Genomic DNA, 24,672 nt, shown 5'->3' with positions numbered 1-24,672 from the left:
ACTATCAGAGAGTCAGGCTCAGGTCAAAGCCGGTGCGGAGAAATGACGGGACGGGTTGGTCAGTAAATAGCCAGTTGAAAGGCTTCTTCCGGCGAAGCGCTAAGAAGCCACTATACTGAATGTTCATGATAAACAAACAGGAGGACAGTCATGACCATTCATAAGAAAGGGCAGGCGCACTGGGAAGGCAATATTAAGCAGGGTAAAGGCACGATCAGCACCGAAAGCGGCGCGCTGAAAGAGCAGCCATATGGCTTTAATACCCGTTTTGAAGGCAAACCAGGCACCAACCCGGAAGAACTGATTGGCGCGGCCCATTCGGCTTGTTTCTCAATGGCGCTGTCGCTGATGTTAGGCAATGCAGGCTTCACCCCTGAAAGCATCGATACCGTGGCCGATGTGTCACTGGATAAGTCGGGTGATGGTTTTAAAATCACTAAAATTGCCCTGCAAAGCCAGGTCAAACTGCCGGGCATTGATAGCAGCAAATTCGATGAAATTATCAACCAGGCGAAAGCCGGTTGTCCGGTCTCTCAGGTGTTAAACGCTGAGATTACCCTTGAGTACAAGTTGAACTGATCATTCAGTCTTCTTAACGCTCTGTGTTCCCTGCCGTCCGGTGGGGAACAGTCATTTTAACCCCCGTCTAACCCTCACTTCTCTTTGAAATCTCTTCAGACGCCACTCTCTTTTCAGGCGGATATTTTGCCGACTCCGCGCGCGCATAATTTTCAATCATTTGAAATATAACCCAATCTTATGGTCAAAAATGCGTCTTTTTACTGGCTCCCTCTGGCGATAGCGATTAGATTGTTAGCTGTTCAGGACAGACAATAAAAGCACTTTAAAGTGAGGATGGAGATGAGAAAATCAGTATTAAGGACGGCAGTTGCCGCGTTAGCGTTGGTTGTGGCTTCGGGGGCCGCGGCGAAAACGCTGGTGTTCTGTTCGGAAGGATCGCCGGAAAACTTTAACCCGCAGTTATACACCTCAGGGACCAGCGTTGATGCCAGCGCCGTACCCGTTTATAACCGGCTGGTGGATTTTAAAGTGGGCACCACAGAACTGATCCCGAGTCTGGCAGAGCGCTGGGATATCAGCCCCGATGGCAAAACCTACACCTTCCATCTGCGGAAAGGGGTGAAGTTCCAGAGCAATAAAGCCTTCAAACCGACCCGCGACTTCAACGCCGATGACGTGATTTTCTCGTTTATGCGGCAGAAAGATCCCAAAAATCCGTACCACAATGTCTCTAACGGCACCTACGCCAACTTTGAAAGCCTGGAGTTTGGCTCGCTGATCCAGAATATCGAGAAAGTTGACGACAGCACCGTGCGCTTTACGCTGGCACATGCAGAAGCGCCGTTCCTCGCCGATCTGGGCTGGTACTTTGCCTCGATTCTCTCGGCTGAATATGCCGACGCGATGTTAAAAGCGGGCACGCCAGAGAAGGTCGATCAGGTGCCGATCGGGACCGGACCTTTTGAGCTGGTGCAGTATCAGAAAGATTCGCGCATCCTGTTCAAATCCTTCCCGGAATACTGGCAGGGTAAAGCCAAACTGGATCGTCTGGTGTTCGCTATCACGCCAGATGCATCGGTGCGTTTAGCCAAGCTGGAGAAGAACGAGTGTCAGGTGATGCCGTTCCCGAACCCCGCCGATTTGCCGCGCATGAAAGAGAATAAAGATTTGGTGCTGATGCAGAAGGCGGGCCTGAACACCGGTTTCCTCGCATTCAACACGCAAAAGCCGCCGATGGATAACGTTAAGGTCCGTCAGGCGCTGACCATGGCCATCAATAAGCCGGCGATTATTCAGGCGGTCTTCCAGGGAACCGGCACCGCAGCGAAAAATCTGTTGCCGCCGGGCGTGTGGAGTGCCGATCAGGATCTGAAGGATTACGACTACGATCCTGAGAAAGCCAAAACCCTGTTAAAAGAAGCCGGCATCAAGCCGGGCACCACTATCGAGCTGTGGGCGATGCCGGTTCAGCGTCCGTATAACCCGAACGCGCGCCGCATGGCGGAGATGATCCAGGCCGACTGGGCGAAAGTGGGCGTCAATGCCAAAATCGTCAGCTTTGAATGGGGTGAATACCTGAAGCGGGTGAAGGATGGCGATCATCAGGCCGCGCTGATGGGCTGGACCACCGCAACCGGCGATCCGGATAACTTCTTCGGTCCGTTGTTCAGCTGCACCTCGGCCAACGGCGGGTCGAACTCCTCGAAATGGTGTTACAAGCCGTTCGACACGCTGATCACCGAAGCCCGTAGCGAGCAGGATCATAATAAACGCATCCAGCTGTACCGCCAGGCGCAGCAAATCATGCACGATCAGGCCCCTGCGGTGATGATTGCCCATTCGACCATCTTTGAACCGGTACGCAAAGAGGTGACCGGCTATGAGATCGATCCGTTTGGCAAACATATCTTTTATCAGGTTGATATGAAGTAACGCCGGTGGCCCTCGTTATGGGGGCCGCCGTTTATCCCCTTTGCTGTTGACGCCAGTGAGCGATCAGCGTGGCGGTTTTTTCCCGGTCAATCGGCCGGGAAGGGGTATAAATCACCAGGCCCAGATCGGCGCGGCCATCAACGGCAAACGAAGAATATGCGAAATTGCACTCGCCCACTAGCGGCAGGCGCGTATGTTTGATGCCCTCGCCGTACTGCTGAACATCATAATTTTGCCAGATGGTGTTGAATTCGCTGCTGCTCTGGCAAAGCTCATCAATTAACGGCTGCACAGAATCCATGGCACCGGCGCGCATCACTTCCGAGCGGAAAGCCGCGACGGCAAATGTGGCATCCTGCAGCCAGTTCACCATATGCTCTTTGACGCGGGGATCGCCAAACAGGATCCGCAGGATGTTCCGCTGTTCGGGCGCCATTTTGCTGTAGTCCTTGAGTACCGCACGCGCGGCTTCGTTCCAGGCAATGATGTCCCAGGTCGGGGTTTTCACCATCGCCGGGCTGTATTCCAGCGAATCCAGCACCCGCTGTAGCTGCGGCGATATCGGCTCCCAGGCCTGATAATGCACCTGCGGCGCGCGCTGCTGCGCCAGGAAAAACAGGTGTTCGCGCTCGACAGGCGTCAGCCCTAACGCTTCAGCAATCCGGTTGAGCACTTCAGCCGAAGGCGAGCCGCCGCGGCCTTGTTCCAGCCAGGTATACCAGGTGGCGCTGACGTTGGCGCGGTTGGCCACTTCCTCACGCCGCAACCCCGGCGTGCGGCGGCGGATAGGGGAAATACCAAAATCCGCCGGATTCAGCTTCGCCCGCCGATCTTTCAGGTAGCTGCCCAGTAATTTGCTGTCCACGTTATGGCTTCCTCAAAATTGGCCTAAGGCTTCAGCCGCGCCATCAATTCGCAGAATGATTCGTGATGCGTCTCAGCAACTGTTTTTCCAGAATATCAATGCTGGCAATCATTCGTATAAGACAGGTTTCATCGAAATAGCGATGCGTCTGAAAGCCAAATCTCGTGTAATAAGCGATAAGAGTATCATCAAGCGGATCAATGATATGAACCTCTCTTCCTTCCATAAGAAGAACGAAATAGGTCGCTGCAATCACCGTTAACTCAACCAGCCTTCCACGAAGAGGGTGACAAACTTGGTCCTTGACGAAGGATTCGACCGCCTGAATTTCTAATCGTTTTTCCTTCAGGTGATAGAGGCCGACAGCCACACCATCAACCGCATTACCTAAGTCCGTTCCTACCGCAAGATCGAAATGACGGGGATTATTGGTGAACTGGATTGCCCAATCCCAGTCAAGCTCAGCAGTCGCAAAGCGTTTTTGTAACACTCGCCAGACAGGATCCGATATTTTGCTAACGCGTAACGGCAATCCGGCCCGATCTAAAAATGCCTGCATAAAGGTGATGACTGCCGTTCCGACCTCATTCCAGTGCTCTTTATCCATAAAGATGCCTCGTTTCCTTTCCCTGGGTAAACGTAAACCGTAAAAAAACCCGCCGTGGCGGGTTAATTATCAATATTCTGTCAGTCAGGCCGTATGAAGGGTCTTTGAATTCACAGCCGGTTTCACCGGGCCGGATGTCTCATTGGTGAATTCTGCGGCGCGCAGCTCTGGACTCATCATGACTTTAGCGCCATCCAACATTAAAGCAAGAAAGGCATCAGCGCGAGAAGGTGAGTTAACCCTGCTGTTTTGCATGCTCATAGCGATCTCCTTTTTAGCTCGCGGGGCCAGTTTTTGACCAATGAAGAAGATGTTACCACTCCCGGGATAATTTTCAACCGTACTGAAATTAAACAATGCGCACAGCTTCGCCCGCCGATCTTTCAGGTAGCTGCCCAGTAATTTGCTGTCCACGTTATGACTTCCTCAAAAATGACTTACAGGGGTAAGTTGTTTGGATATTGCTGTAATTAGTCGTCTGGATGTTCTGGTGGCAAGTTCAGGGAGAGAAGGTTGAACGCAAAGTCGCCGTGCACTCATCCCTGGGGGCTCAGCGGCGACATCCCTGTCGCCGATGCTTCGCTTATCAACCTTCTCTCCCTTCCCTAAGGCTTGATTGTTGCCTGTTTCAATGGGGGCACACAAATCAAAACCTGCTTCCCGAGCCTGGATCCTTAATGTCAACGGCATTCCATCACACCCGCTTTGACCTGTGAATCGACCCGGCCACCCAGCGACGCCAAACCACCGTACAGGTGTTGACCTTAATACCTTTAAACTTAAAGCCCCGAACCCACTCAGAAACCATACTCGCTACGGAAAAAGTCATTCTGCTGCTGCAACTGCTCACTGACAAAGGTGAGAAACAGATTCAACGCTGCGGATCGCTGGCGGCCGTTGACCGTTTGGACCTGAAGCGTGCGCTGGGTGAGCTGATCAATGCCGATAGACCGTAATGCCAGACCGTGCTCTTTGGCCTGATACAGCACGGAAAACTGGCTGCAAATGGTGATCGCCTGGGGGTTTTGCTGCAGGAAAAAATAGAGCGTACTGAAATTATTGCAGGTAATCGCCGGCTCGATAAAAGTACCGCTCATCTGGCAGGAGAGTTCAAACAGCTGGCGAACGGTGGTGCCTTGATCGGGTAACGCTACGGGGAAGGCCTGCAAATCCTTTAGGGTAAACGCCTTTTTCGCCAGCGGATGGGACTGTTGCATCACGATCAATACCGGCGCAGGGAAAGATGCCACGACATCGACGCCTCTTTCCGGCTGCAGGCTGAACTGGAAAGCGACATCGCACTCTCCCCGGCGCAGGATCTCCGCCACTTCCAGCGCGCTGCCCACGGTCAGATTAAAACTGACCGACGGATTCAGATGACGAAACTGCGAACATAGCGCGGGCAGGAGGCTGAATGCCATGCCGTCAGTGCAGGCAATACGCAGTGCGGTTCTTCTCACCGCTTTCAGCCCTTTGATCTCCGCCATCGCGTGTTCCATATCCATCAGGCTCCGGCGCACATGATTTTCAAAAATCTTACCGGCGTCGTTAAGCACCATGCCGCGCGCATGTCTGTCGAACAGCGGGGCGCCGATTTCCGCTTCAAGCTTCTGAATCTGGCGACTGATGGCCGAAACCGCGACAAACAATTGTTGGCTGGCGGCACTCAATGAGCCGCAGTTGGCGACGGCCAGAAAATAGCGAATTTCAGAACTGTGCATTGCTTTGCCTTCTGCTGGTGCATGCTGCTTAACTGTGCAATCTTGCCTTGCTTTAAAAGCAACGCGTGTTTGATATTTTGATGATTGTGGCAAACCCCGATTTTAGCTTAGATGGATGCAGAACATAACAACAAATATGCAAACACAACGGGCGGACTTATGACGGGTGAACAGGCAGTGGCGCAGGCCACAGCGTATTTTGATAGCGGCGAATTTAAACAGGTACTGGCACGACGCGTTGCCTTACGTACTGAAAGTCAGCGCAACGATCGCGATGAAGAACTGCAGCGCTACCTTGATGAAGAGATTGCCCCGGCGATGCAGGCGCTTGGGTTTACGCTGACTCAGCTTGAAAATCCCCGCGCACACGCACGCCCTTTTTTAGTGGCCAGCAGAATCGAAGATGCAGCCTTTCCTACGCTGCTGTGTTACGGACATGGCGATGTGGTATTTGGCGATGATGAAAACTGGCGCGAAGGGCTGGATCCCTGGCAGCTGACCGAAGAGGGCGACCGCTGGTACGGCCGTGGCAGTGCCGATAATAAAGGACAGCACACGGTAAATATCGCGGCGCTTGAGCAAATCTTCGCTGCGCGCGGCGGCAAGCTGGGCTTTAACTGCACGTTCCTGTTTGAAATGGGTGAAGAGATCAGCTCACCTGGCCTGGCGCAAATCTGTGCCGAAAATCCAGAGCTGCTGAAAGCCGATATCTTTATTGCTTCTGATGGTCCACGGCTGAATGCGCAGCGCCCAACGCTGTTCCTCGGATCGCGTGGCGCGGTAAACGTCCGACTCAGTATCCATGCGCGCGACCGCGATTATCATTCGGGTAACTGGGGTGGTTTACTGACCAATCCGGGAACTCAACTGGCTAACGCGCTGGCCTGCGTGGTCAATCAACATGGTCAGCTTCAGGTTGAAGCACTCAAACCGCCCGCTATCTCTGCTTCCGTACGGGAAATCCTCAGTGATATTGATGTGCTGGATAATTCAGATGGCCCGCAGATTGAGGTTAACTGGGGCGAAGCCGGGTTGACGCCAACCGAACGCTTATACGGCTGGAATACCTTCGAAGTGCTCTCATTCCTGACCGGTAATCCAGACAGACCGATGAATGCCATTCCCGGCAAAGCCACGGCGGTGTGCCAGCTGCGTTTTGTGGTCGGCACCGACTGGGAAAATATCGCTCAGCATCTGCGTCAGCATCTCGACAGTCATGGCTTCAGCCAGGTTGAGGTGGAGGTACTGCGAGGGTCGCCTGCAACCCGGCTTGACCCACGCGATCCGCTGGTGGACTGGGCGCTTCAGGCGATGTCCTCGATTAGCGGGAAAAAACCGGCGCTGTTACCCAACCTCGGCGGCTCGCTGCCAAATGATGTCTTCGCTAAGATCCTCGGCTTGCCGACGTTATGGGTGCCGCATTCCTATCCCTCCTGCGGTCAGCATGCCGTTGATGAACATATGCTGAAATCCATTGCCCGCGAAGGGCTGCAAATGATGACCCAGCTGCTGTGGGAGCTGGGCGAGAAGGGCGCAGATCTGCTGGCCAGCCATCAACAGTATCAGCAACAGCAGGAGAAGACGGTATGAGCAGCGTCGTTCACCCGCAGTCTGACACGATGAGCACCACGCCGAACCTGTATAAAACCCTGTTTGCCACCTGCGTGGGCAATGCGCTCGAATGGTTTGATATCGCGGTATACGGCTTTTTCGCCAGCTATATCGCCCATGCGTTTTTCCCCACTCAGGATCCCGCCGTTTCCCTGTTGCTGACCTTTGGCAGCTTTGGCGTGTCCTTCCTGATCCGCCCATTGGGTGCGATCGTACTGGGCGCTTATGCTGACCGCGTCGGACGCAAAAAGGCACTGATGATGTCGATCACCCTGATGATGGTGGGCGGGCTGATCATTGTGCTGATGCCGGCTTACGGCACCATCGGCCTGATCGCGCCAATCATGATCCTGCTGGCGCGACTGATTCAGGGGTTCTCTGCAGGTGGCGAGTTTGGCAGTTCCACCGCCTTCCTGGTTGAGCACTTTCCTCATCGCCGCGCATTTATCGCCAGCTGGCAGTTCGCAACCCAGGGCGCGAGCACCCTGTTGGCATCGGCGTTCGGACTGGGGTTAACCCAGTGGCTAAGCGAAGCGCAAATCCAGGACTGGGGATGGCGCATTCCTTTTGCTTTTGGACTGTTGATTGGCCCGGTCGGCCTCTATATTCGTCGGCATGTGCATGAACCCGCCAGCTTTGTCGCGCAGGAGAAAACCCATTCTCCGCTGAAATTGCTGGCCGGGCAGCAGAAGAATTTGATGCTGTTGGCCATCGGACTGATGGTGATCTCGACCGGCATTAATTACATGCTGAATTATGTCCCCACCTATGCCACTAAAAGCCTGCACCTCTCGGGTACGGCGGCGTTCAGCGCCACTTTGTTAGCCGGGGTTATTCTGACGGTGGTCACGCCATTGATGGGGCTTTGGGCGGAGAAAATAGGGCGCACACCGCTGATGTGGGGATCGCTTATCTTGCTGATCATGACGATTTACCCGGCCTTCCTGCTGGTGGTGAACCGTCCTACGGCGGGCATGCTGCTGATGCTGGTGGGATGGATGGCGTTACTGAAATCGGTCTATTTCTCGACGGTGCCGTCAATGATGGCCGATCTGTTCCCGATGACCACCAGGGCCAGCGGGATGGCGATCAGTTACAACATCGCCGTTACGGTGTTTGGTGGCTTTGCGCCATTAATCTGTACCCTGTTAATTACCGCTACCGGGACAAGTTTAGCGCCAAGCTACTATCTAATGGCACTGGCATTGCTCAGCGGATGGGCGTTGTATAAAACCCAATCGCTAAAACGCGTAACGGCATAATGAAGAAATGCACCTCTATTGTCCGCAGGCAACGGACAATTGGAGGTGCACTTTTAGGGATCGTTTAACCCGCTTTTACCTGCAGGATCACTGAGGCACGGCGTTCAATCATCCAGTAAACCAGATAACCGAAGCCGACTGAGCCAACCAATAACAGCGCCATCGCGAGGTACAGAATAGTCTGGCCGCTGCCCGATGGAATAATCAACTGAAGGATTTCCACCAGTGCCCCCATTAAAAGGCGATGGCAGACATATATTGAATAGGAAGCCAGACCGACGGCGGTTAATACGCGACCCGCAGAAGAGGTTTTACTGATGCGGAAACTGAAAAACGTCAGAATAAAGAAGCTCAGGGTCAGCACCACCAGTTGCAGGAAACCCTGGGAAAGCGTTGTCCCAACGATAACCAGGAAGGCCACCATCAGCAGCGAATATCCGCTGTGGAACCAGGGTATCGTCAATCTCGGCTGTATGGCAAAACAAAAAACACCGCTGAGAAAATAAAGCATTATGGGATTGGTATAGAACTGGAACCATGGGTTATCGCTCGGAACCAGTAAACTGGCGGCGGCCAGCACAATCATGCTGAGGAAAATCAAGGTCAGGCCAGAACGGCGTGCCAGCAATAAGCCAGTCGAAAAAATAAGATAAAACAACATCTCGTAGCAGAATATCCATCCTGAGGAAAGCACCGGCGTCAACGCACCGAGCTCTTTAATGTAGACCGAAGGAATAAAAAGCAGTGACAGGATATTATCCACAGGTTCTACGGTTGTAGATGGAAACCACGAGGGTTGCATCACCCAAAACACAATAGTGACCAGCGTGAATAAATAATAAACCGGCAATATTTTTACCAGCCTTCCTTTAATAAACGGAATAACCTTTCCTTCGCCAAAGTCATTCCAGTGCAGGCTTGAAATAAGATAACCACTGCTCATAAAAAAAAGAAAAACACCCAGCTGACCGATTGAAGAACCATAACCTGCCAAACCTGAAAATTTCACGTCACTTAATTTACCGGCAAAACTTTCTGCGTTGCAGAGTACGATCAATAAACAGGCTGCGGCGTGCAGCCAGGTAATAGAGAGTAAGTTATTTTTCATGTAAATGACCCCGGCGCTGTGTAGGAAACCCCTCACCGCAGAACGGTGAGGGGCAGGGAGCATATCCATTTTTGGAATAGTATATTGATGGATTTTATCATTGGGCCTTTATTGGCCTCTTTGTAATGAGATTGCTGTGTGTGTCTTTCTTTCAACACATAAGCTCAAACGCGCTCTGTGTGAGGTGATACATTAACCTGATTTAATCATTTATTTCCATATGTAAAATACAACTTTAATTAGTTTAGGAATTTCCTGTACCTGTTGCTTTAATTAATTTTGGATTAAGTGTGCAAGTAATAAATGGCGCTAATAATTGTTTTTTGTTTAACCGTCAGCAAGGTGCTGAATTCAGGCAACACAGTGCTAATACTGAGGATTTAACGCCGACAAATGATTAGCAGCTTCTGCCAAAATGCCGGGGAACACAACCGGTCATCATGAATAGTTAAGGCCCCTTAACTATGGGACTATTCCTGGAGCTCGGTATAAGTGGGCTGAATGAATGCGGCATGGCCTGATATGACCGGAAGCAGCCGGTAAAACCCCGCCGGCTGCTTCATTACTGGAAACACAATGTGGATTAATGATACTGCAGATAGGCCACGTGAGTTTGTAAGTACTCCTCCAGACCGTGGCGGCCGTCGGCGCCGCCGATACCTGATTTTCGCCAGCCGGCATGGAACCCCTGCATCGCCTCAAAATTCTCGCGGTTCACATAGGTCTCGCCAAACTTCAGCTGTTTGAGTGCCTGCATTGTGGTGTTCAAATCACGGGTGAAAATAGAGGAGGTCAGGCCATACTCGCTGTCATTGGCCATTTCAATCGCCTCTTCAAGGGTGTTGAAAGGAATAACCGGCAGCACCGGGCCGAAAGTTTCTTCCTGAATAATCGCCATTTTTTGAGACACGTTGGTCAGAAGCGTCGGTTCGAAGAAATAGCCGCGCTGGCCACTGCGTTTCCCGCCGGTGACGATTGTCGCGCCTTGTTCAACCGCCAGCGCGACCTTTTGTTCAACGCGCATCAGGGCATCGGCGGAGATCAACGGGCCCATATCGATATCGCTACGTTCTGCCGGATTGCCGCTGGTTACCTGGCCGAAAGCGGTCGCCAGACGCGTGACAACCTCGTCATAAACGTCGCGCTGAACATAGAGCCGCTCAGCACAGTTACAAACCTGCCCGGTATTTATCATTCGGGAGCTGACGATGGCTTTAACCGCCAACTCCAGGTCTGCGTCATTCATCACTATTGCAGGTGCTTTTCCGCCCAACTCAAGAGAAACTTTAGTGATATTCGGCGCCGCTGCCTGCAACGTGGCAATACCAGCGTTGACGCTACCCGTCAGGCTGACCATACCGACCTTGGGATTGGCGGCCAGCGCCTGGCCGACCTCCGGACCATAACCGGTTACCAGGTTAAAGACGCCCGCAGGCAGACCCACCTGGTCAACAATGTCGGCAAACAGCATGGCGTTATTCGGCGTCAGTTCGCTGGGCTTAATCACGATGGTGTTACCGGTGATTAACGCCGGGGCGGCTTTACGCGCAATCAGGAAGAAGGGGAAGTTCCACGGCAAAATGCCGGTGGTAACGCCAATCGCTTTTTTAAATACCATGATGGTCTCATTCACCCGATCGCTTTGTACGATCTCGCCTTCATAACGGCGGGCCCACTCAGCCATATAGTCGAGGTAATCTGCGGTAAACAGCACTTCCGTTTGCGCCAGTTGCTGGGTTTTGCCGCCTTCGGCAACAATGGTGGCGGTGATTTCTGCTTCACGGCTGCGGATACCGGCAGAAATTTTGCGCAGCCAGTTGCCCCGTTCCACGGCAGGAAGGGCTTCCCAGGCGGGCTGTGCTGCTTCAGCGGCGTCAATTGCACGGTCAGCATCTTCACGGTTGCCTTCCGGCACCTGAGAGAGCAATGCTTCCGTCGCGGGGTTAATCACATCAATCCAGCGTCCGCTGCGGTTTTCTACAAACTGGCCATTGATATAAAGGCGATGTTGGCGTGCGGTCATGGCAGATTCTCCGTAAACACTATTTTATGGTGAGGTTAATGAAATGTTGCGTTATAAAATTCTGCCGCAGGAAATGCGCGATGACCTTTACCTGACTGCCATTACGTCGAGGGAACTGGCAGAATCTAAAAGAACGGCAGGGCCTCACAGTAATAAAGCAATTAACGCTTTAAAATGAGGGGATTATCAGGGCGCAAAGCGATTTTTACTGACTATCCTCAGAATCAGGATTTGTGATCGCGGTCAGCAGTAGGCGCTGAATTTTGCCAGGTTTCTGCCGCAGCGGGCAGTCAGCATAAGGTGCCCGCGGTTCGATCCTTCGTAGACTGCGCATACCGGGCACCTCACCCTCCTACGAAGGAAATAATAATGAATCAAGCAATCCTTTCAGGCATCCTGTGGCATCTGGTGGGCGCGGCCAGCGCCGCCTGCTTCTATGCTCCGTTTAAAAAAGTCCGTCACTGGTCATGGGAAACCATGTGGTCAGTCGGCGGTATCGCATCGTGGATCGTTTTACCCTGGGCGGTTAGTGCAGTTCTGCTGCCAAACTTCTGGGGGTACTACAGCAGCTTTTCGCTCTCTCAGCTGTTGCCTGTCTTTCTCTTTGGCGCCATGTGGGGCGTAGGGAATATCAACTACGGTTTGACCATGCGCTATCTGGGCATGTCGATGGGGATTGGTATTGCCATCGGTATCACCCTGGTGGTGGGCACGCTGATGACGCCGTTACTGCAGGGCCGCTTCGTCGAACTGTTCAGCTCCGCAGGGGGCAGGCTAACGCTGCTTGGCGTATTGGTTGCGCTGATTGGCGTGGCTATCGTCTCGCGCGCGGGCTTATTAAAAGAGCGGGCGATGGGCATTACCGCCGAAGAGTTCAACCTGAAAAAAGGCCTGGTGCTGGCGGTAATCTGCGGCATCTTCTCGGCCGGCATGTCCTTTGCGATGAATGCCGCTAAACCGATGCATGATGCGGCGGCGGCATTGGGTATCGACCCGCTTTATACCGCACTGCCAAGCTATGTGGTGATCATGGGAGGCGGTGCACTGGTTAACCTTGGCTTCTGCTTTATTCGCCTGGCAACAAAATCCGATCTTTCGGTCAGAAAAGATTTTTCAGTGGCCAAATCCATGCTGATTAGCAACGTGTTGCTCTCCGTGCTGGGCGGCACCATGTGGTATCTGCAGTTCTTCTTCTATGCCTGGGGCCATGCCCGCATTCCTGCGGAATATGACTTTATCAGCTGGATGCTGCATATGAGCTTCTACGTTCTATGTGGTGGTCTGGTTGGGCTGGTATTAAAGGAGTGGAAAAATGTCGGGCGTCGTCCGGTCAGCGTTCTTTGCGGCGGCTGCGCGGTGATTATCCTTGCAGCGAATATCGTCGGAATGGGCATGATGTCCTGAGGCAAGCCTGAGCGGGCAGGATGTCCGAGGTTGTCACCGTCACCACAGGGACGTGGTGCCGTCTGTTCCTTCCTTCCTGCCTGCCTTTATCCTTCATGTCGGACAAAAGGCATTTTACGTTGATTGCCATGTTCAAACTGTTGCCTGAAGGCGCTGGGCGTTAAGCCCGTTTCGCGGGTAAACACCACCGAAAAATAGTTACTGTCATCGAAGCCGCATCTGGCGGCCACTTCACCGATCAGGCAATCGCTGCTGCGCAGTAAAACCTTCGCCCGGCAGAGCTGCAGCTGGCGAATGTAATGTCCAGGCGTCATTCCGGTTTGCTGGCGAAACAGGTGCTTCAATGCACGTTCAGACAATTGATGCTGTTGGCAAAATGCGCTGAGGTCAAAGTTGCTGGCGATCTGTCCCTGAATGGCGGACATCAACAAATCCAACTGCTCACCTTCCGGTAATTGCCATGCGCTGTCTGCGGCATATCGGTGACGTTGTAACGTCAACACCAGCTGCAGGAATAAGGTTTCGGTCAGCTGCCTGGAGAGCTGGTCGCTTTTCCGACTCTCCTGCATCAGTTGCTGGATCACTCCGCGGGCCAGCGCCATCCCGCGGGTGGTCAGGCGCCAGGCCGAATCCTCACTCTCCGGCAGGAAGTTTTTCCAATCCAGTCCAAGCGTGAAGCGTTCCGGGCAGTAGATAATGTTGTCCAGCACCAGATCGTTAACCGACTGGAAGCTGTGACAGTCATCTGGCCGCAGGTAGAACAAATCCCCGCAGGTGATTAGCCAGGGTTTGTCATTCATCACATGCAGGCCGTTGCCCCGCCAGACGATTACTAACTCGCTGAATTCATGGATGTGCGGTGGGAAGCTGGGCTGTGGCGCGCGGTCAGCAACCGCCACAGGCATCAGGTCAGAAGGAAAATAGTCGGCTTTCGCCAGGCGAAGGGTTGGCGTCAAGGTTCACCTCACAGATCATTTTGTCTGATGGTACGCGGAGAGGTGCCAAACTCGCGCTTAAACAGTGTGGAAAAGTGATTGCTGTCACCAAATCCACACTGATAAGCAATATCAGTAATGCGCATTTCACTGTGACGCAGCAAATGACGCGCCTGCAACAAACGGAGTTGATTCAGATAACGTTGCGGTGTGCTGCCAGTTTGTTGTTTTAACTGGCGATGCAGGGTGCGTAGCGACAGCGAGAAGCGGGTTGCCAGCGCTTCCCAGTCAATCTCTTCACTGAAATGCTCGGCCAGCCAGTTGAGCAATCCGCGCATCCGATCATCCTGATCGTCTCCTGGCAATTCACTGCACCCACGGCGAAGCAATACCAACAGCTGCATAAAACGCATCTCCTGTTCGGCTTGGTTCTCCCACCCGGCGCGATCGGGCGACTTGCCCAAATCGCCAATCAGCGCTTTAGCCTGCGTCAGCACCCTGTTGCCAATACGCCAGTGAGAAGGGTAATTGCCTTCGGACTCCTGCGGCAGAAGATGCTGAAAACCGGTGACAAAGCGAAAGGCTTCTGGCCCCCGGTAAAGCACATTGGTCAGGATCAGCTTGTCAGTATTTTCATACAGATGGCGATCGTGATTGCGCACAAAGCAGACGCAACCACCGCATAACGGACGCGGCTCGCCATTAAAAATATGGATGCCCGCTCCTTGCTCGACAATCACAATTTCATGGAAATCATCATGATGGTGCTCGGGAAACGCCCCCTGAGGGGCACGCGGTTCTATGGCTATCGGCAGTCCGCCGCTCGGGAAAAAATCCACGCTGTGCAAGACGGTCATGATCTTTCCTCTTTAGCAATCATCGGGCAAGTCTACTGCCCGACGCGGGGCGCTGACCTTGAATTTTCGACAGCAATTAGCCGCAAAACAGCTGTATTTCTAAGAATGGCGTAAGGGAATAACAGATTTGCGCGGCATGTCACATCGGCAGCCTAAGCGGTTGAAAAACAAAACTGTGAGCTGATTCACGTTCACCTTTGCCAGGTTGCCAGTGGTCGACCACGGCTGGCAGTTACGGGAAGGTGTCAGTTCGTCAGGCTTTTAGACTGTGGCTATCAAACAGAAAGGAAGCCAATGCTATGACCTTGCGAAATTGTGTTGCCATCGACCTCGGTGCCTCCAGCGGCCGCGTGATGCTGGCCCGTTTTGATACCAAAACGGGCGATCTTCAACTGGAAGAAGTGGCGCGTTGTGTGAACCGACTGGTCACCCTTGATGAGCAGCAGTGCTGGGATGTAGATGCGTTGGAAGCATTCATTAAAAGCGCATTAAACAAGCTGGTCGAGCAGGGCATTGTGCCTGACAGTATCGGCATAGATACCTGGGGCGTGGACTATGTTCTGCTGGACCAAAATGGCGAAAGGATTGGTCTGCCGGTGTCCTACCGCGATGGCCGAACCCAGGGTGTTATGCAGCAAGCCTGTCAGGCGTTATCCCGCGAGGCGATCTTTCAGCATACCGGCATCCAGTTCCTGCCTTTTAATACCTTCTATCAGCTACGTGCGCTGACCGCCTCCAGGCCTGAATGGTTGGATCGGGTCAAGCATGCGCTGATGATCCCGGACTACCTTCATTATCGTTTAACTGGCCAGCTGAACTGGGAATACACCAATGCCACCACCACCCAGCTGTTGAACATTGAGAGCGGAGAGTGGGACGAGACGCTATTGGAGTGGACCGGTGCAAAGGCCAGCTGGTTTGGCGCACCTTCGCAACCTGGGACGCCACTCGGCCACTGGACCAGTGCCGACGGCCAGCAGGTGCCGGTAATTGCGGTTGCCACCCACGATACCGCCAGTGCCGTGCTGGCAGCGCCCGTCGCCGGAACCAACGCCGCGTGGATGAGCTCAGGCACCTGGTCGCTGATGGGGTTTGAAAGCCTGGAGCCCTTTACCGGTGACGCTGCGCTGGCACTGAATATCACCAACGAAGGCGGCGCGGAAGGCCGCTATCGGGTGCTGAAAAATATTATGGGTCTGTGGTTACTTCAGCGCGTTTGCAGCGAGCTGGCAATCGAAGATTTATGTGCACTGATCGCCGCCGCCGAGCGCCAGCCGGCCTGCCGCTCGCTGATCAACCCCAACGACGACCGCTTTATCAACCCGGCAAATATGGTGCGGGAAATTCAGGATGCCTGCGTTGAGCAAGGAATGCCTGCGCCGACGGATGCGCCAGCGCTTGCCCGCTGTATTTTCGACAGCCTGGCGCTGTTTTATCGCCAGGTGCTTCATGAACTTCAGGACCTGCGGGGCCACGCCTTTAGCTGGCTGCATATTGTCGGCGGAGGCTGTCAGAACCCGTTGCTCAACCAACTCTGTGCGGATGCCTGCGGCATCCCGGTGATCGCTGGCCCGATAGAAGCCTCTACCCTCGGCAATATTGGTATCCAGCTGATTGCCCGTGGTGACATTCAGGACGTCACGCATCTGCGCCAGCTGATGAAACAAAACTTCTCTCTTAAAACGTTTACCCCTCACGCCAGTGACGTGTATCGCCGCAGTTGGCCGCGTTTCCAGTCACTGACACACAAGGCAAAGGAGCTATGTATATGACCCGAGCAATCGAACAGGCGTTTGAGCTGGCGAAACAGCGTTTCGCTGAAATTGGCATTGACGTCAACGCTGCGATGGCCCAGCTGGATAAGCTACCCGTTTCCATGCACTGCTGGCAGGGCGACGATGTAAAAGGTTTTGAAAATCCGCAGGGCGCGCTAACGGGCGGTATCCAGGCCACCGGAAATTATCCGGGCAAAGCCACCACGGCTAACGAACTGCGTGCCGACCTCGATCAGGCGATGGCGTTGATCCCAGGACCGAAGCGTCTGAATCTGCATGCTATTTATCTGGATGCCGAAAGCCCGGTCGATCGTATCGACATCAAGCCTGCACATTTCAGCCAGTGGGTTGAATGGGCGAAGAAAAATAAGCTCGGTCTGGACTTCAACCCTACCTGTTTCTCGCATCCGCTCAGTGAGGATGGTTTTACCCTGGCGCACCCTAACCCGGAAATCCGCCAGTTCTGGATTGAACACTGCAAGGCCAGCCGGAAAATTTCCGCCTCCTTTGGTGAACAGCTGGGAACGCCGTCAATTATGAATATCTGGGTTCCGGACGGCATGAAGGATCAAACCATCGATCGTTTTGGCCCGCGCGAACGGTTAATGAACTCGCTGGATGAGATTATCAGCGAGAAGATCGACCCCGCACATCATTACGATGCGGTGGAAAGTAAGCTGTTTGGCATTGGTGCGGAAAGCTACACCGTGGGATCCAATGAGTTCTGCCTGGGCTATGCCAGCAGCCGTCAGACGGCGCTGACCCTGGATGCCGGTCACTTCCATCCTACTGAGCAGGTCTCTGACAAAATCTCCACGGCGATGCTTTACGTTCCGCGTCTGCTGCTGCATGTGAGTCGCCCGGTGCGTTGGGATAGCGACCATGTGGTGGCGCTGGATGATGAAACCCAGGCCATTGCCAATGAAATCGTCCGCCAGAAGCTGTTCGACAAAGTGCATATCGGCCTGGACTTCTTTGATGCCTCTATTAACCGTATCGCGGCCTGGGTGATCGGTACCCGCAATGCGAAAAAGGCCCTGTTACGGGCACTGTTGGAGCCGGTAGATACCCTGAAAAAGCTCGAGCTGGAAGGGGATTACACCACGCGTATGGCGCTGTATGAAGAGCAAAAATCTCTACCGTGGCAGGCCGTATGGGAAGCCTACTGTCTGCGTCACGATGTTCCAGCCGGTGCCGGCTGGTTAGGCGATGTCCGCCATTATGAACAACACGTTCTCAGCAAACGTTAAGGATTAAACATGCAAAATATTCTCAGTGCCTGGTTTGTGCGGGACATGGTTAAAGCCACCAGCGATATGTGGTTGAAAGGGTGGGATGAGCGCAATGGCGGTAATGTCAGCCTGCGTTTACTGGACGAAGAAGTCAGACCTTTTGCGCAGGACTTCGATCGCGAGCCACGTACCGTTGAGCTGACCCAACCGGCTCCGGCACTGGCCAACTGCTGGTTCCTGGTGACCGGATCGGGCAAGTTCTTCCGCAATGTGCAGCTGGATCCCGCCGACAGCCTGGTGCTGCTGCGGGTCAGCGAAGATGGCCGCGCCTACAGCATATATTGGGGGCTGACCAACGGCGGGTTACCGACGTCTGAACTGGCCTCTCACTTCCAATCGCACAGCGTACGCATCAAGGCCAGTGACGGTGCCGATCGCGTTATCATGCACTGTCACGCCACCAACTTTATGTCGCTAAGTTATGTGGTTGAGCTGGATTCTGCCCGCTTCACCCGCCTGCTATGGGAAGGCAGTACCGAGTGCCTGGTGGTCTTCCCCGATGGCGTGGGCATCGTGCCGTGGATGGTGCCTGGCACTGACGGCATCGGCGAAAAAACCGCTCAACAGATGGCGTCCCACAGCTTGGTGATGTGGCCATTCCACGGCATCTTTGGCGCGGGGCCGACGCTTGATGAGACCTTTGGTCTGATTGATACCGCGGAAAAATCGTCAGAAGTGGTGGTAAAAGTGCTGTCGATGGGCGGCATGAAGCAGAGTATCACCACCGCAGAGCTGATTGCGCTGGGCGAACGCTTCAACGTTAAGCCGTGGCAGGCTGCACTGGAGGCGCGTCATCCTCATGTTGCGTAAAGCGTTCGTGATGCAGGTTCATCCGGATAAGCATCAGGCGTATCAGCAGCGGCACAACCCGATCTGGCCTGAACTGGCGCAAACCCTCAAGGAGCATGGCGCGCATCATTACAGCATCTTTCTTGATGCGCAGCGCAACCTGCTGTTTGGGGTAGTGGAGATAGAATCAGAAGCGCGCTGGAATGCGGTGGCACAAACCGACGTATGCCAGCGCTGGTGGCAATCGATGTGTGAACTGATGCCGTCTAACGCGGATAACAGCCCGGTAAGTACTGAGCTCAAGTCTGTGTTTTATCTGGACTGACAAAACAAAAAACCACCTGAAAAGGTGGTTTTTTTTAACTTAAATCCGCTTAGCCGTTAATGCGTAACTGCGGATAACGCCGCATGCTCCACGCACACCAGGCCAGCGCTAGCAGGCCAATCGTACCGCCAGCGTAACCAATATTCTGCATATCCAGATGCAGGCTAACCTGATTACCCAGCAACGCGCCGCCGCCAATACCGATATTATAAATCCCCGAGAGTAACGACATGGCGACGTCGGTTGCATCCGGTGCCAGCGCCAGCACGCGAACCTGCACCGCCAGCCCGATAATCATTATTCCCATGCCCCAGAAAATACACAGCGTGGAAATCGCCAACGTATGGGTGGCCGAAACATACAGCGTCAGCATGCAAAGGGTAATTAGCGCTATGGCACCCAGTAAAAATGCCGCCGGGAATTTATTGCCGAGCGTACTGAACAAAATGCTACCGACAATGCCGGCTGCACCAAATATCAACAGCAGGAAGGTAGTAAAGTTGGCACCCATCGCCGCCACACTTTGAATAAACGGCTCGATATAGCTGTAGGCGGTATAATGGGCGGTCACAACGACGGCAATCAGTAAATAAAGCGAAACCAGAGCAGGGCGCTTAAATAACATCGGCACGCTTTTCAGTGAGCCAGTGTGCTCACTTGGCAGCTTCGGCAATAATTTCGCCAGGCACAGCATGGTCACCAGCGCGACGAATCCAATCACCCCGAAAGTAATACGCCAGCCAAGGTACTGACCAATCATGCGACCAATCGGCAGGCCTAATACCATCGCCAGCGCGGTGCCAGTTGCCAGCATACTTAATGCCTGGGTCTTTTTGCCCGCCGGCGCTACGCGGATCGCAAGAGACGCGGTAATCGACCAGAAAATGGCATGAGACAGGGCAATGCCGATACGCGACAGTACCAGGATATTGAAACTCCAGGCAAAGGTCGAGAGCACGTGACTGGCGATAAACAGCGTGAAAATGGCAATCAGCAGGAAGCGACGCTCAACATTGCGCGTCAGCAGCATCATCGGCAGTGACAGCAAGGCAACGACCCAGGCATAAATGGTCAGCATCAACCCGACCTGTGCCGTGTTCATATTGTAGCTGGCCGCAATGTCAGACAGCAGACCGACCGGTGCAAACTCGGTGGTATTAAAGATAAATGCGGCAATGGCTAACATGAAGACACGTAGCCACGCTGTCTTGCGTGAAACAGGATTAGTAGATTGCATTGGAGTTAACGACTTGTTGATAGAAAGTTAATTCCACATCGGGCGGAATCTAAGAAATTAAGCGCGTATTGTGTTTTATTTGTCCGCCAGATGACACCGAAAAAGTGCCCTTTTTTGTAAATCAGTATAATTGTCGGACTCATCGCCAATAAAAAGGCCACAACGACCTTATATGAGTCTTGATAATGCCTTTGAGGCAAAAAAACGGCTGGCTGTCGGCGGGAAACAAGTTATCCGACCAATTCAGCCAGCAGCCCAGGGCCTGCTTAACGGCTTACCGTCCTTAACCAGGCTGAACCTGTAAACTCCGGCGTGTCGCCACCGCTCGGATCACCAACAGCAGCATTACAATCCATTCAACGGCCAACGTCAGCAATACCGCCTGCTGGTAACTGCCATGCTGTTGTAATACCTGACTGTAAACGGTACCTAACAGCATCGGTCCCAGGCCAAACGCTGCCTGCTGTACGGTAGACAGCATCGCACTGCCCGCACCGGCATGATCTTTCGGCACATCTGACAGGCCGATACGATAGAAACAACTGACGATAAACGACTGACCAAAACCAATTAAGGCCGTTGCCGGGATCAGCGAATCAATGCCGACATCAGGCCAGCCGGTTTTGAAGGTTGCCATCAGTGCCAGCAGTCCGATCATTTGAATACCACAACCAGTCAACAGCATCGCGATGCGGCTTAACTTCTCTGCCACGCGGGTGGTGCACAGCGAGCCAATAAAATAGGCCACGCCCAATGCAATAAAGGCGTTACCCGACTGGAAGGGCGTCATACCCAGGCCGGACTGAAGGGTAAGCGCCACGGCAAACATAAACCCGCTCCAGCAGGAGAAAAACAGCACCGCTATGGACAGACCAAAGCGCACGCCATTCAGGCGCATCAGGCCCGGCGGCAGCAATGGGTGCCCTTGTTGCAGTTCCAGCTTCACTTCCACCCGCCATAAACGGTGCAGCAATACCGGGAAGGCGGCCAGCAGCAGGATGCATGGCCAGGACCAGTGCAGCAACGGCCCCAGCGCGAGCGCTAATAACAGGCAGCCAATGGCGCTGGCGAGGAGAACCGTGCCAGCCAAATCGATGGAAACCTTCTGCGACTTTTTGGTTTCAGGAATGCTTTTAGCGGCAAACAGCACGATCAGGACACAGAGCGGGATGTTAATCAGGAACACGCTGCGCCAGCCATAGCCACCAAGGTTGACGGCAATCAGGAAACCGCCCAGCACCTGTCCGATAATAAAGGCCAGCCCGCCGATGCCGCCGTAAAGGCCAATTGCGCGAGCATGGGCGCGCCCGTGCAGACAGACGTGCAGCGTGGCGAGGATCTGCGGCACCACCATCGCCGCGCCAATACCCTGTAATGCGCGGGCCACCAGCAACAGCCAGACGGAATTCGCCAGGCCACACAGCAGCGAAGCGATACCGAATACCACCACGCCCAGCGTAAACACCCGGCGGCGGCCATAGTTGTCACCCATTCGACCGCCCATTGCCAGGCTAACGGCAAAGGCAATGCCGTACACCGCCACGATCAGCTCCAGCTGGATCGGTGAGGCGTGCAGGGCGGTGGACATGGCATCCAGCGCCACGTTAACGATGGAAAAATCGATCATCGGCAGCAGTTGCCCCGCCAGTAAGACCAGCAGGCCGCTGCGGCCCAGCGTTGGAGAATCGGAGGCGTTGTTCATCAGGTAAAAACCTTGTCAGCAATCGGAATGAGGCATAGCATCAGCGATCTGTGAAACGGGTACCAGTTTTTGATTATCATGGTATAAATGCTACCCGTATGCCCTGGAGAGCCCGACATGCCTGAGATTACCGTTATTCCTGCTGCGGAAAATAACCGTCAGTTATTGGGGGCCTTTTTGCGCCGCCGTCGGGAAAGCCTGGATCCTAACCGATTGGGGCTTCCGCGCATGCGAAACCGCCGTACGCCGGGCCTGCGGCGGGAAGAAGTCGCGCAGATGGCCGACGTTGGCGTCACCTGGTATACCTGGCTGGAACAGGGAAGGGAGATCAAAGCCTCCAATAAAACGCTGACGGCGATTGCTTCAGCGTTACAGTGTAACGAAGCGGAAACCCAACATCTGTTTTCGCTGGCCGGTCATCAGTATCCGGTACAGGCGGCAGCGAGACTCTGCGCGAAAGTGTCGGCGCATGGGCAAATCACCCTCGATGCGCTGCATCCGTTACCCGCCGTTATTCAGTCAGCGCGCTTTGATATCATTGGCTACAACCAGGCGTGGCAGAAGTTGGTCAATCTGGATTTACAGGCTATTCCTCCGGAAGACCGAAACTGCATTTTGCTGGCGTTCACCAGTCAGGCCTGGCGGGATTCCATGCTGGACTGGGAAACGGTGATGCCGAATATGGTGGCAAGGTTCCGCGCGCAGATGGGCGATAACCTTGAAGACCCGCACTGGAAATCGATGGTGGATCGCCTGCTGGCCTGTTCCGATGAGTTCCGCAATATCTGGGAGCGTTACGAAATTCGGGCGATTGAAAATCAGGTTAAACGCTTCTTCCATCCTAAAGTAGGTGCATTAACCCTGCGGCAAAATAACTGGTTCTCCGCACCACGAAACGGTGAGCGTCTGCTGGTTTATATCCCGGAAGATGAAAACAGCGCTGCAGCGTTAAGCCAGATCACCGCTGACAGCTAGCGGATAATTGCCGCGCTAATTCACACCCTCTTACCAATTCAGGGCGCAATTTCCCCCTCTCAGGTTAAGCAATCGCCCGCGCATTGCGCTACCCTGGTCAGTGAAGGCGGCAGCAATGTCGCTCCCGTTTCTCAGCATAAGGAATTCAGTAATGACTCAACGTCCCACTGTTGCAGTATTGGGATTAGGCGCGATGGGCCACGCCTTCGCCGCTAATTTAGTGAAAAATGGCTATAGCACCTCTGGCTGGAACCGAACCAAAGCCCGCGGCGAAGATCTGCAGGGTGCAGGACTGAAGCTGGCGGACAGCCCTGAACAGGCGGTAGAACAGGCCGATGTGGTGATCGCCATGCTGGCCGATGCGCAAACCACGGAATCGGTACTGGGCCAGGCGCAGGGCGCGTTGAAAAACGGCGCGATTGTGGTGCAAATGGGCACCATTGGCGTAGAGTCGACTGAAAAACTGATTGCCTCCTTCCAGCAGCAGCGCCCTGATGTGGTGTTCCTCGACGCGCCGGTTTCCGGCACCAAAACCCCAGCTGAAAACGCCCAAATCGTGGTGCTTGCCAGCGGCGATCGTCAACGTGCTGCCGCGGTTGAGCCCGTTTTTGCCGCCATTTCAAAAGGCACCAAATGGCTGGGCGAAGCGGGTGCCGCTTCAAAAATGAAGCTGGTGGTGAATGCCTGGCTGATCTCGATGGTGCAGGGCCTGTCAGAAAGTACCCAGATGGCGAAAGAGTTTGGCTTCACGCCGGATGACCTGTGGTCGGTGCTGGACGGTGGTCCGCTGGCGGTGCCTTATGTAAAAGGTAAGCTGGAGATGATGAAAGAGGGAACTTATGACCCACAAATGCATCTTACATGGGCGTTAAAAGACGTTAATCTGGCACTGGCTGCGGCCAAACACAGTGAGCTGCCTGGCCTCAACTTAATTTCAGACGTCTGGCAGGATGCAGTGGACGCAGGCTATGGAGAGAAAGATTTGTCGGTGGTTTATCGCTATCTTAGTGATAAGTCCGGCTAAAAAAGCGAGCCGGTCGACGATCGGCTCAGCCATAATCCCCTAAATATCATAATGATAAGGGGAATAGCAGTAATCGCTTAGGCAGAACCTTCTAAAGTGCAACAGTATTTGTTATATTAAACAGGTATTGTTTTTACTAGTTGACTGATTTTTAATGCTTTTTAAGACCGCCGCAAAAACGGTGATGCACAGCTAAAAGCAAGGATCTGAACATGCTTGATATTCGTTTTCCTACAGCCTTACAAATGGTGCTCTGTGTGGCCCAGGCGGAGCGGGAAGGTAAACGCAGCACCAGCAAAATTCTGGCGATGGGCCTTGAGGCCAATCCCAGTTTTGTCCGCAAGATGATGGTGCCGCTGACTCGCGATGGCATTATTGTTTCCACACTAGGCCGGGCCGGGACCATTCGTCTTGGCCGACCGGCAGACGAGATCACCTTATGTGATATCTATACGTCTGTGCTGGAAGACAAGCCGTTACTGGCAGGGCGCCCTGAAGTGCCTGCCCGCTGTCTGGTCAGTGCCAACACCTGTTGGTTCTTCAAGGAACTGGCGCGAGAAGCTGAACAGGCTTCGCTGGACGTGCTGGCTAAGCGCACGGTCGCAGATGCGTTAAGAGAAATTTTCGAGCGCGACAGGCGCGAACCGGAAGGCAGCTGCGAGGCAACACGCGCCCGCGAAGAAGCTGAAAGCTAGCCCTCCCGTAA

At 53.8% G+C, this 24,672-nt stretch carries 22 protein-coding genes; 12 read left to right on the top strand and 10 right to left on the bottom strand.

All coding sequences use genetic code 11. The features are described from left to right. Positions 1–150: 150 nt before the first annotated feature. Together AC1UKS_RS11845 and AC1UKS_RS11840 are read left to right on the top strand one after the other, a co-directional pair. Complete coding sequence (locus AC1UKS_RS11845; RefSeq protein WP_482433732.1) at positions 151–579, top strand: OsmC family protein; 429 nt, start codon at positions 151–153, stop codon at positions 577–579. Positions 580–861: 282 nt separating this feature from the next. Next, entirely contained in the window at positions 862–2,454 is a 1,593-nt protein-coding gene (locus AC1UKS_RS11840; RefSeq protein WP_482433730.1) for an ABC transporter substrate-binding protein, read from the top strand. 31 nt (positions 2,455–2,485) lie between these two features. Here the strand turns inward: AC1UKS_RS11840 and AC1UKS_RS11835 are convergent, their stop codons facing one another. The 4 genes from AC1UKS_RS11835 to AC1UKS_RS11820 all read right to left on the bottom strand — a co-directional run bounded on the left by AC1UKS_RS11835 (position 2,486) and on the right by AC1UKS_RS11820 (position 5,647). Continuing rightward, positions 2,486–3,319, bottom strand: a complete 834-nt coding sequence (locus AC1UKS_RS11835; RefSeq protein ID WP_482433728.1) for a helix-turn-helix transcriptional regulator — start codon at positions 3,317–3,319, stop codon at positions 2,486–2,488. A 43-nt stretch (positions 3,320–3,362) separates the two neighbouring features. Then, positions 3,363–3,926: a hypothetical protein gene (locus AC1UKS_RS11830; RefSeq protein WP_482433727.1), complete on the bottom strand. Its 564-nt coding sequence runs from the start codon at positions 3,924–3,926 to the stop codon at positions 3,363–3,365. An 84-nt stretch (positions 3,927–4,010) separates the two neighbouring features. Then, positions 4,011–4,340: a hypothetical protein gene (locus tag AC1UKS_RS11825; RefSeq protein WP_482433725.1), complete on the bottom strand. Its 330-nt coding sequence runs from the start codon at positions 4,338–4,340 to the stop codon at positions 4,011–4,013. Positions 4,341–4,723: 383 nt separating this feature from the next. Beyond that, entirely contained in the window at positions 4,724–5,647 is a 924-nt protein-coding gene (locus tag AC1UKS_RS11820; protein ID WP_482433723.1) for a LysR family transcriptional regulator, read from the bottom strand. A gap of 159 nt (positions 5,648–5,806) precedes the next feature. Between AC1UKS_RS11820 and AC1UKS_RS11815 the strand changes: the two genes are divergently transcribed. Both AC1UKS_RS11815 and AC1UKS_RS11810 read left to right on the top strand, forming a co-directional pair. Next, positions 5,807–7,237, top strand: coding sequence for a M20 family metallopeptidase (locus AC1UKS_RS11815; protein WP_482433722.1), 1,431 nt, complete (start codon positions 5,807–5,809; stop codon positions 7,235–7,237). Then, entirely contained in the window at positions 7,234–8,520 is a 1,287-nt protein-coding gene (locus AC1UKS_RS11810) for an MFS transporter (RefSeq protein WP_482433721.1), read from the top strand. The genes AC1UKS_RS11815 and AC1UKS_RS11810 overlap by 4 nt, the downstream gene beginning before the upstream one ends. 64 nt (positions 8,521–8,584) lie before the next feature. On the opposite strand, the gene AC1UKS_RS11805 is transcribed toward AC1UKS_RS11810, so the two are convergent. Further along, positions 8,585–9,628, bottom strand: coding sequence for an acyltransferase family protein (locus tag AC1UKS_RS11805; protein WP_482433719.1), 1,044 nt, complete (start codon positions 9,626–9,628; stop codon positions 8,585–8,587). Between the two features lie 583 nt (positions 9,629–10,211). Beyond that, the gene (aldA, locus tag AC1UKS_RS11800; RefSeq protein WP_482433717.1) at positions 10,212–11,651 is read right to left on the bottom strand and encodes an aldehyde dehydrogenase; all 1,440 of its coding nucleotides are present in this window, start codon (positions 11,649–11,651) and stop codon (positions 10,212–10,214) included. A gap of 369 nt (positions 11,652–12,020) precedes the next feature. Here aldA and rhaT point away from each other — a divergent pair, with 369 nt between their 5' ends. Next, positions 12,021–13,055, top strand: coding sequence for an L-rhamnose/proton symporter RhaT (gene rhaT / locus AC1UKS_RS11795; RefSeq protein ID WP_013202053.1), 1,035 nt, complete (start codon positions 12,021–12,023; stop codon positions 13,053–13,055). 86 nt (positions 13,056–13,141) lie between these two features. Here the strand turns inward: rhaT and rhaR are convergent, their stop codons facing one another. Further along, positions 13,142–13,960, bottom strand: coding sequence for an HTH-type transcriptional activator RhaR (gene rhaR, locus AC1UKS_RS11790; protein ID WP_482436952.1), 819 nt, complete (start codon positions 13,958–13,960; stop codon positions 13,142–13,144). Positions 13,961–14,019: 59 nt separating this feature from the next. Further along, a complete protein-coding gene (rhaS, locus tag AC1UKS_RS11785) occupies positions 14,020–14,847 on the bottom strand; it encodes an HTH-type transcriptional activator RhaS (RefSeq protein WP_482433715.1) in 828 nt (275 codons plus the stop codon). Positions 14,848–15,146: 299 nt separating this feature from the next. Here rhaS and rhaB point away from each other — a divergent pair, with 299 nt between their 5' ends. Genes rhaB through rhaM form a run of 4 tightly spaced genes read left to right on the top strand, consistent with a single transcriptional unit; the run spans position 15,147 to position 19,028 of the window. Beyond that, a complete protein-coding gene (gene rhaB / locus AC1UKS_RS11780; protein ID WP_482433713.1) occupies positions 15,147–16,619 on the top strand; it encodes a rhamnulokinase in 1,473 nt (490 codons plus the stop codon). After that, entirely contained in the window at positions 16,616–17,872 is a 1,257-nt protein-coding gene (locus tag AC1UKS_RS11775; protein WP_265910389.1) for an L-rhamnose isomerase, read from the top strand. The genes rhaB and AC1UKS_RS11775 overlap by 4 nt, the downstream gene beginning before the upstream one ends. Before the next feature lie 9 nt (positions 17,873–17,881). Next, complete coding sequence (gene rhaD, locus AC1UKS_RS11770; protein WP_482433710.1) at positions 17,882–18,724, top strand: rhamnulose-1-phosphate aldolase; 843 nt, start codon at positions 17,882–17,884, stop codon at positions 18,722–18,724. After that, positions 18,714–19,028 carry an L-rhamnose mutarotase gene (gene rhaM, locus AC1UKS_RS11765; RefSeq protein ID WP_482433708.1) on the top strand — a complete coding sequence of 105 codons (315 nt, stop codon included), beginning with the start codon at positions 18,714–18,716 and terminating at the stop codon, positions 19,026–19,028. The genes rhaD and rhaM overlap by 11 nt, the downstream gene beginning before the upstream one ends. Before the next feature lie 49 nt (positions 19,029–19,077). Here rhaM and AC1UKS_RS11760 read toward each other — a convergent pair whose 3' ends face one another. Then, entirely contained in the window at positions 19,078–20,265 is a 1,188-nt protein-coding gene (locus AC1UKS_RS11760; protein WP_105759072.1) for a sugar transporter, read from the bottom strand. A gap of 283 nt (positions 20,266–20,548) precedes the next feature. Continuing rightward, positions 20,549–21,967, bottom strand: coding sequence for an MFS transporter (locus tag AC1UKS_RS11755; protein ID WP_482433706.1), 1,419 nt, complete (start codon positions 21,965–21,967; stop codon positions 20,549–20,551). A 117-nt stretch (positions 21,968–22,084) separates the two neighbouring features. Here AC1UKS_RS11755 and AC1UKS_RS11750 point away from each other — a divergent pair, with 117 nt between their 5' ends. The 3 genes from AC1UKS_RS11750 to AC1UKS_RS11740 all read left to right on the top strand — a co-directional run bounded on the left by AC1UKS_RS11750 (position 22,085) and on the right by AC1UKS_RS11740 (position 24,661). Next, positions 22,085–22,942: a helix-turn-helix transcriptional regulator gene (locus AC1UKS_RS11750; protein ID WP_482433704.1), complete on the top strand. Its 858-nt coding sequence runs from the start codon at positions 22,085–22,087 to the stop codon at positions 22,940–22,942. A 151-nt stretch (positions 22,943–23,093) separates the two neighbouring features. Further along, positions 23,094–23,966 carry an NAD(P)-dependent oxidoreductase gene (locus tag AC1UKS_RS11745; protein WP_482433702.1) on the top strand — a complete coding sequence of 291 codons (873 nt, stop codon included), beginning with the start codon at positions 23,094–23,096 and terminating at the stop codon, positions 23,964–23,966. 212 nt (positions 23,967–24,178) lie between these two features. Continuing rightward, positions 24,179–24,661 (top strand): RrF2 family transcriptional regulator, encoded by a 483-nt coding sequence (locus tag AC1UKS_RS11740; RefSeq protein ID WP_206401348.1) that lies wholly within the window; start codon positions 24,179–24,181, stop codon positions 24,659–24,661. Positions 24,662–24,672: the final 11 nt, after the last annotated feature.

It is taken from the genome of Erwinia sp. AK-PDG3-5, from assembly GCF_056821705.1.
This window is presented reverse-complemented; position numbering and strand designations above follow the sequence as displayed.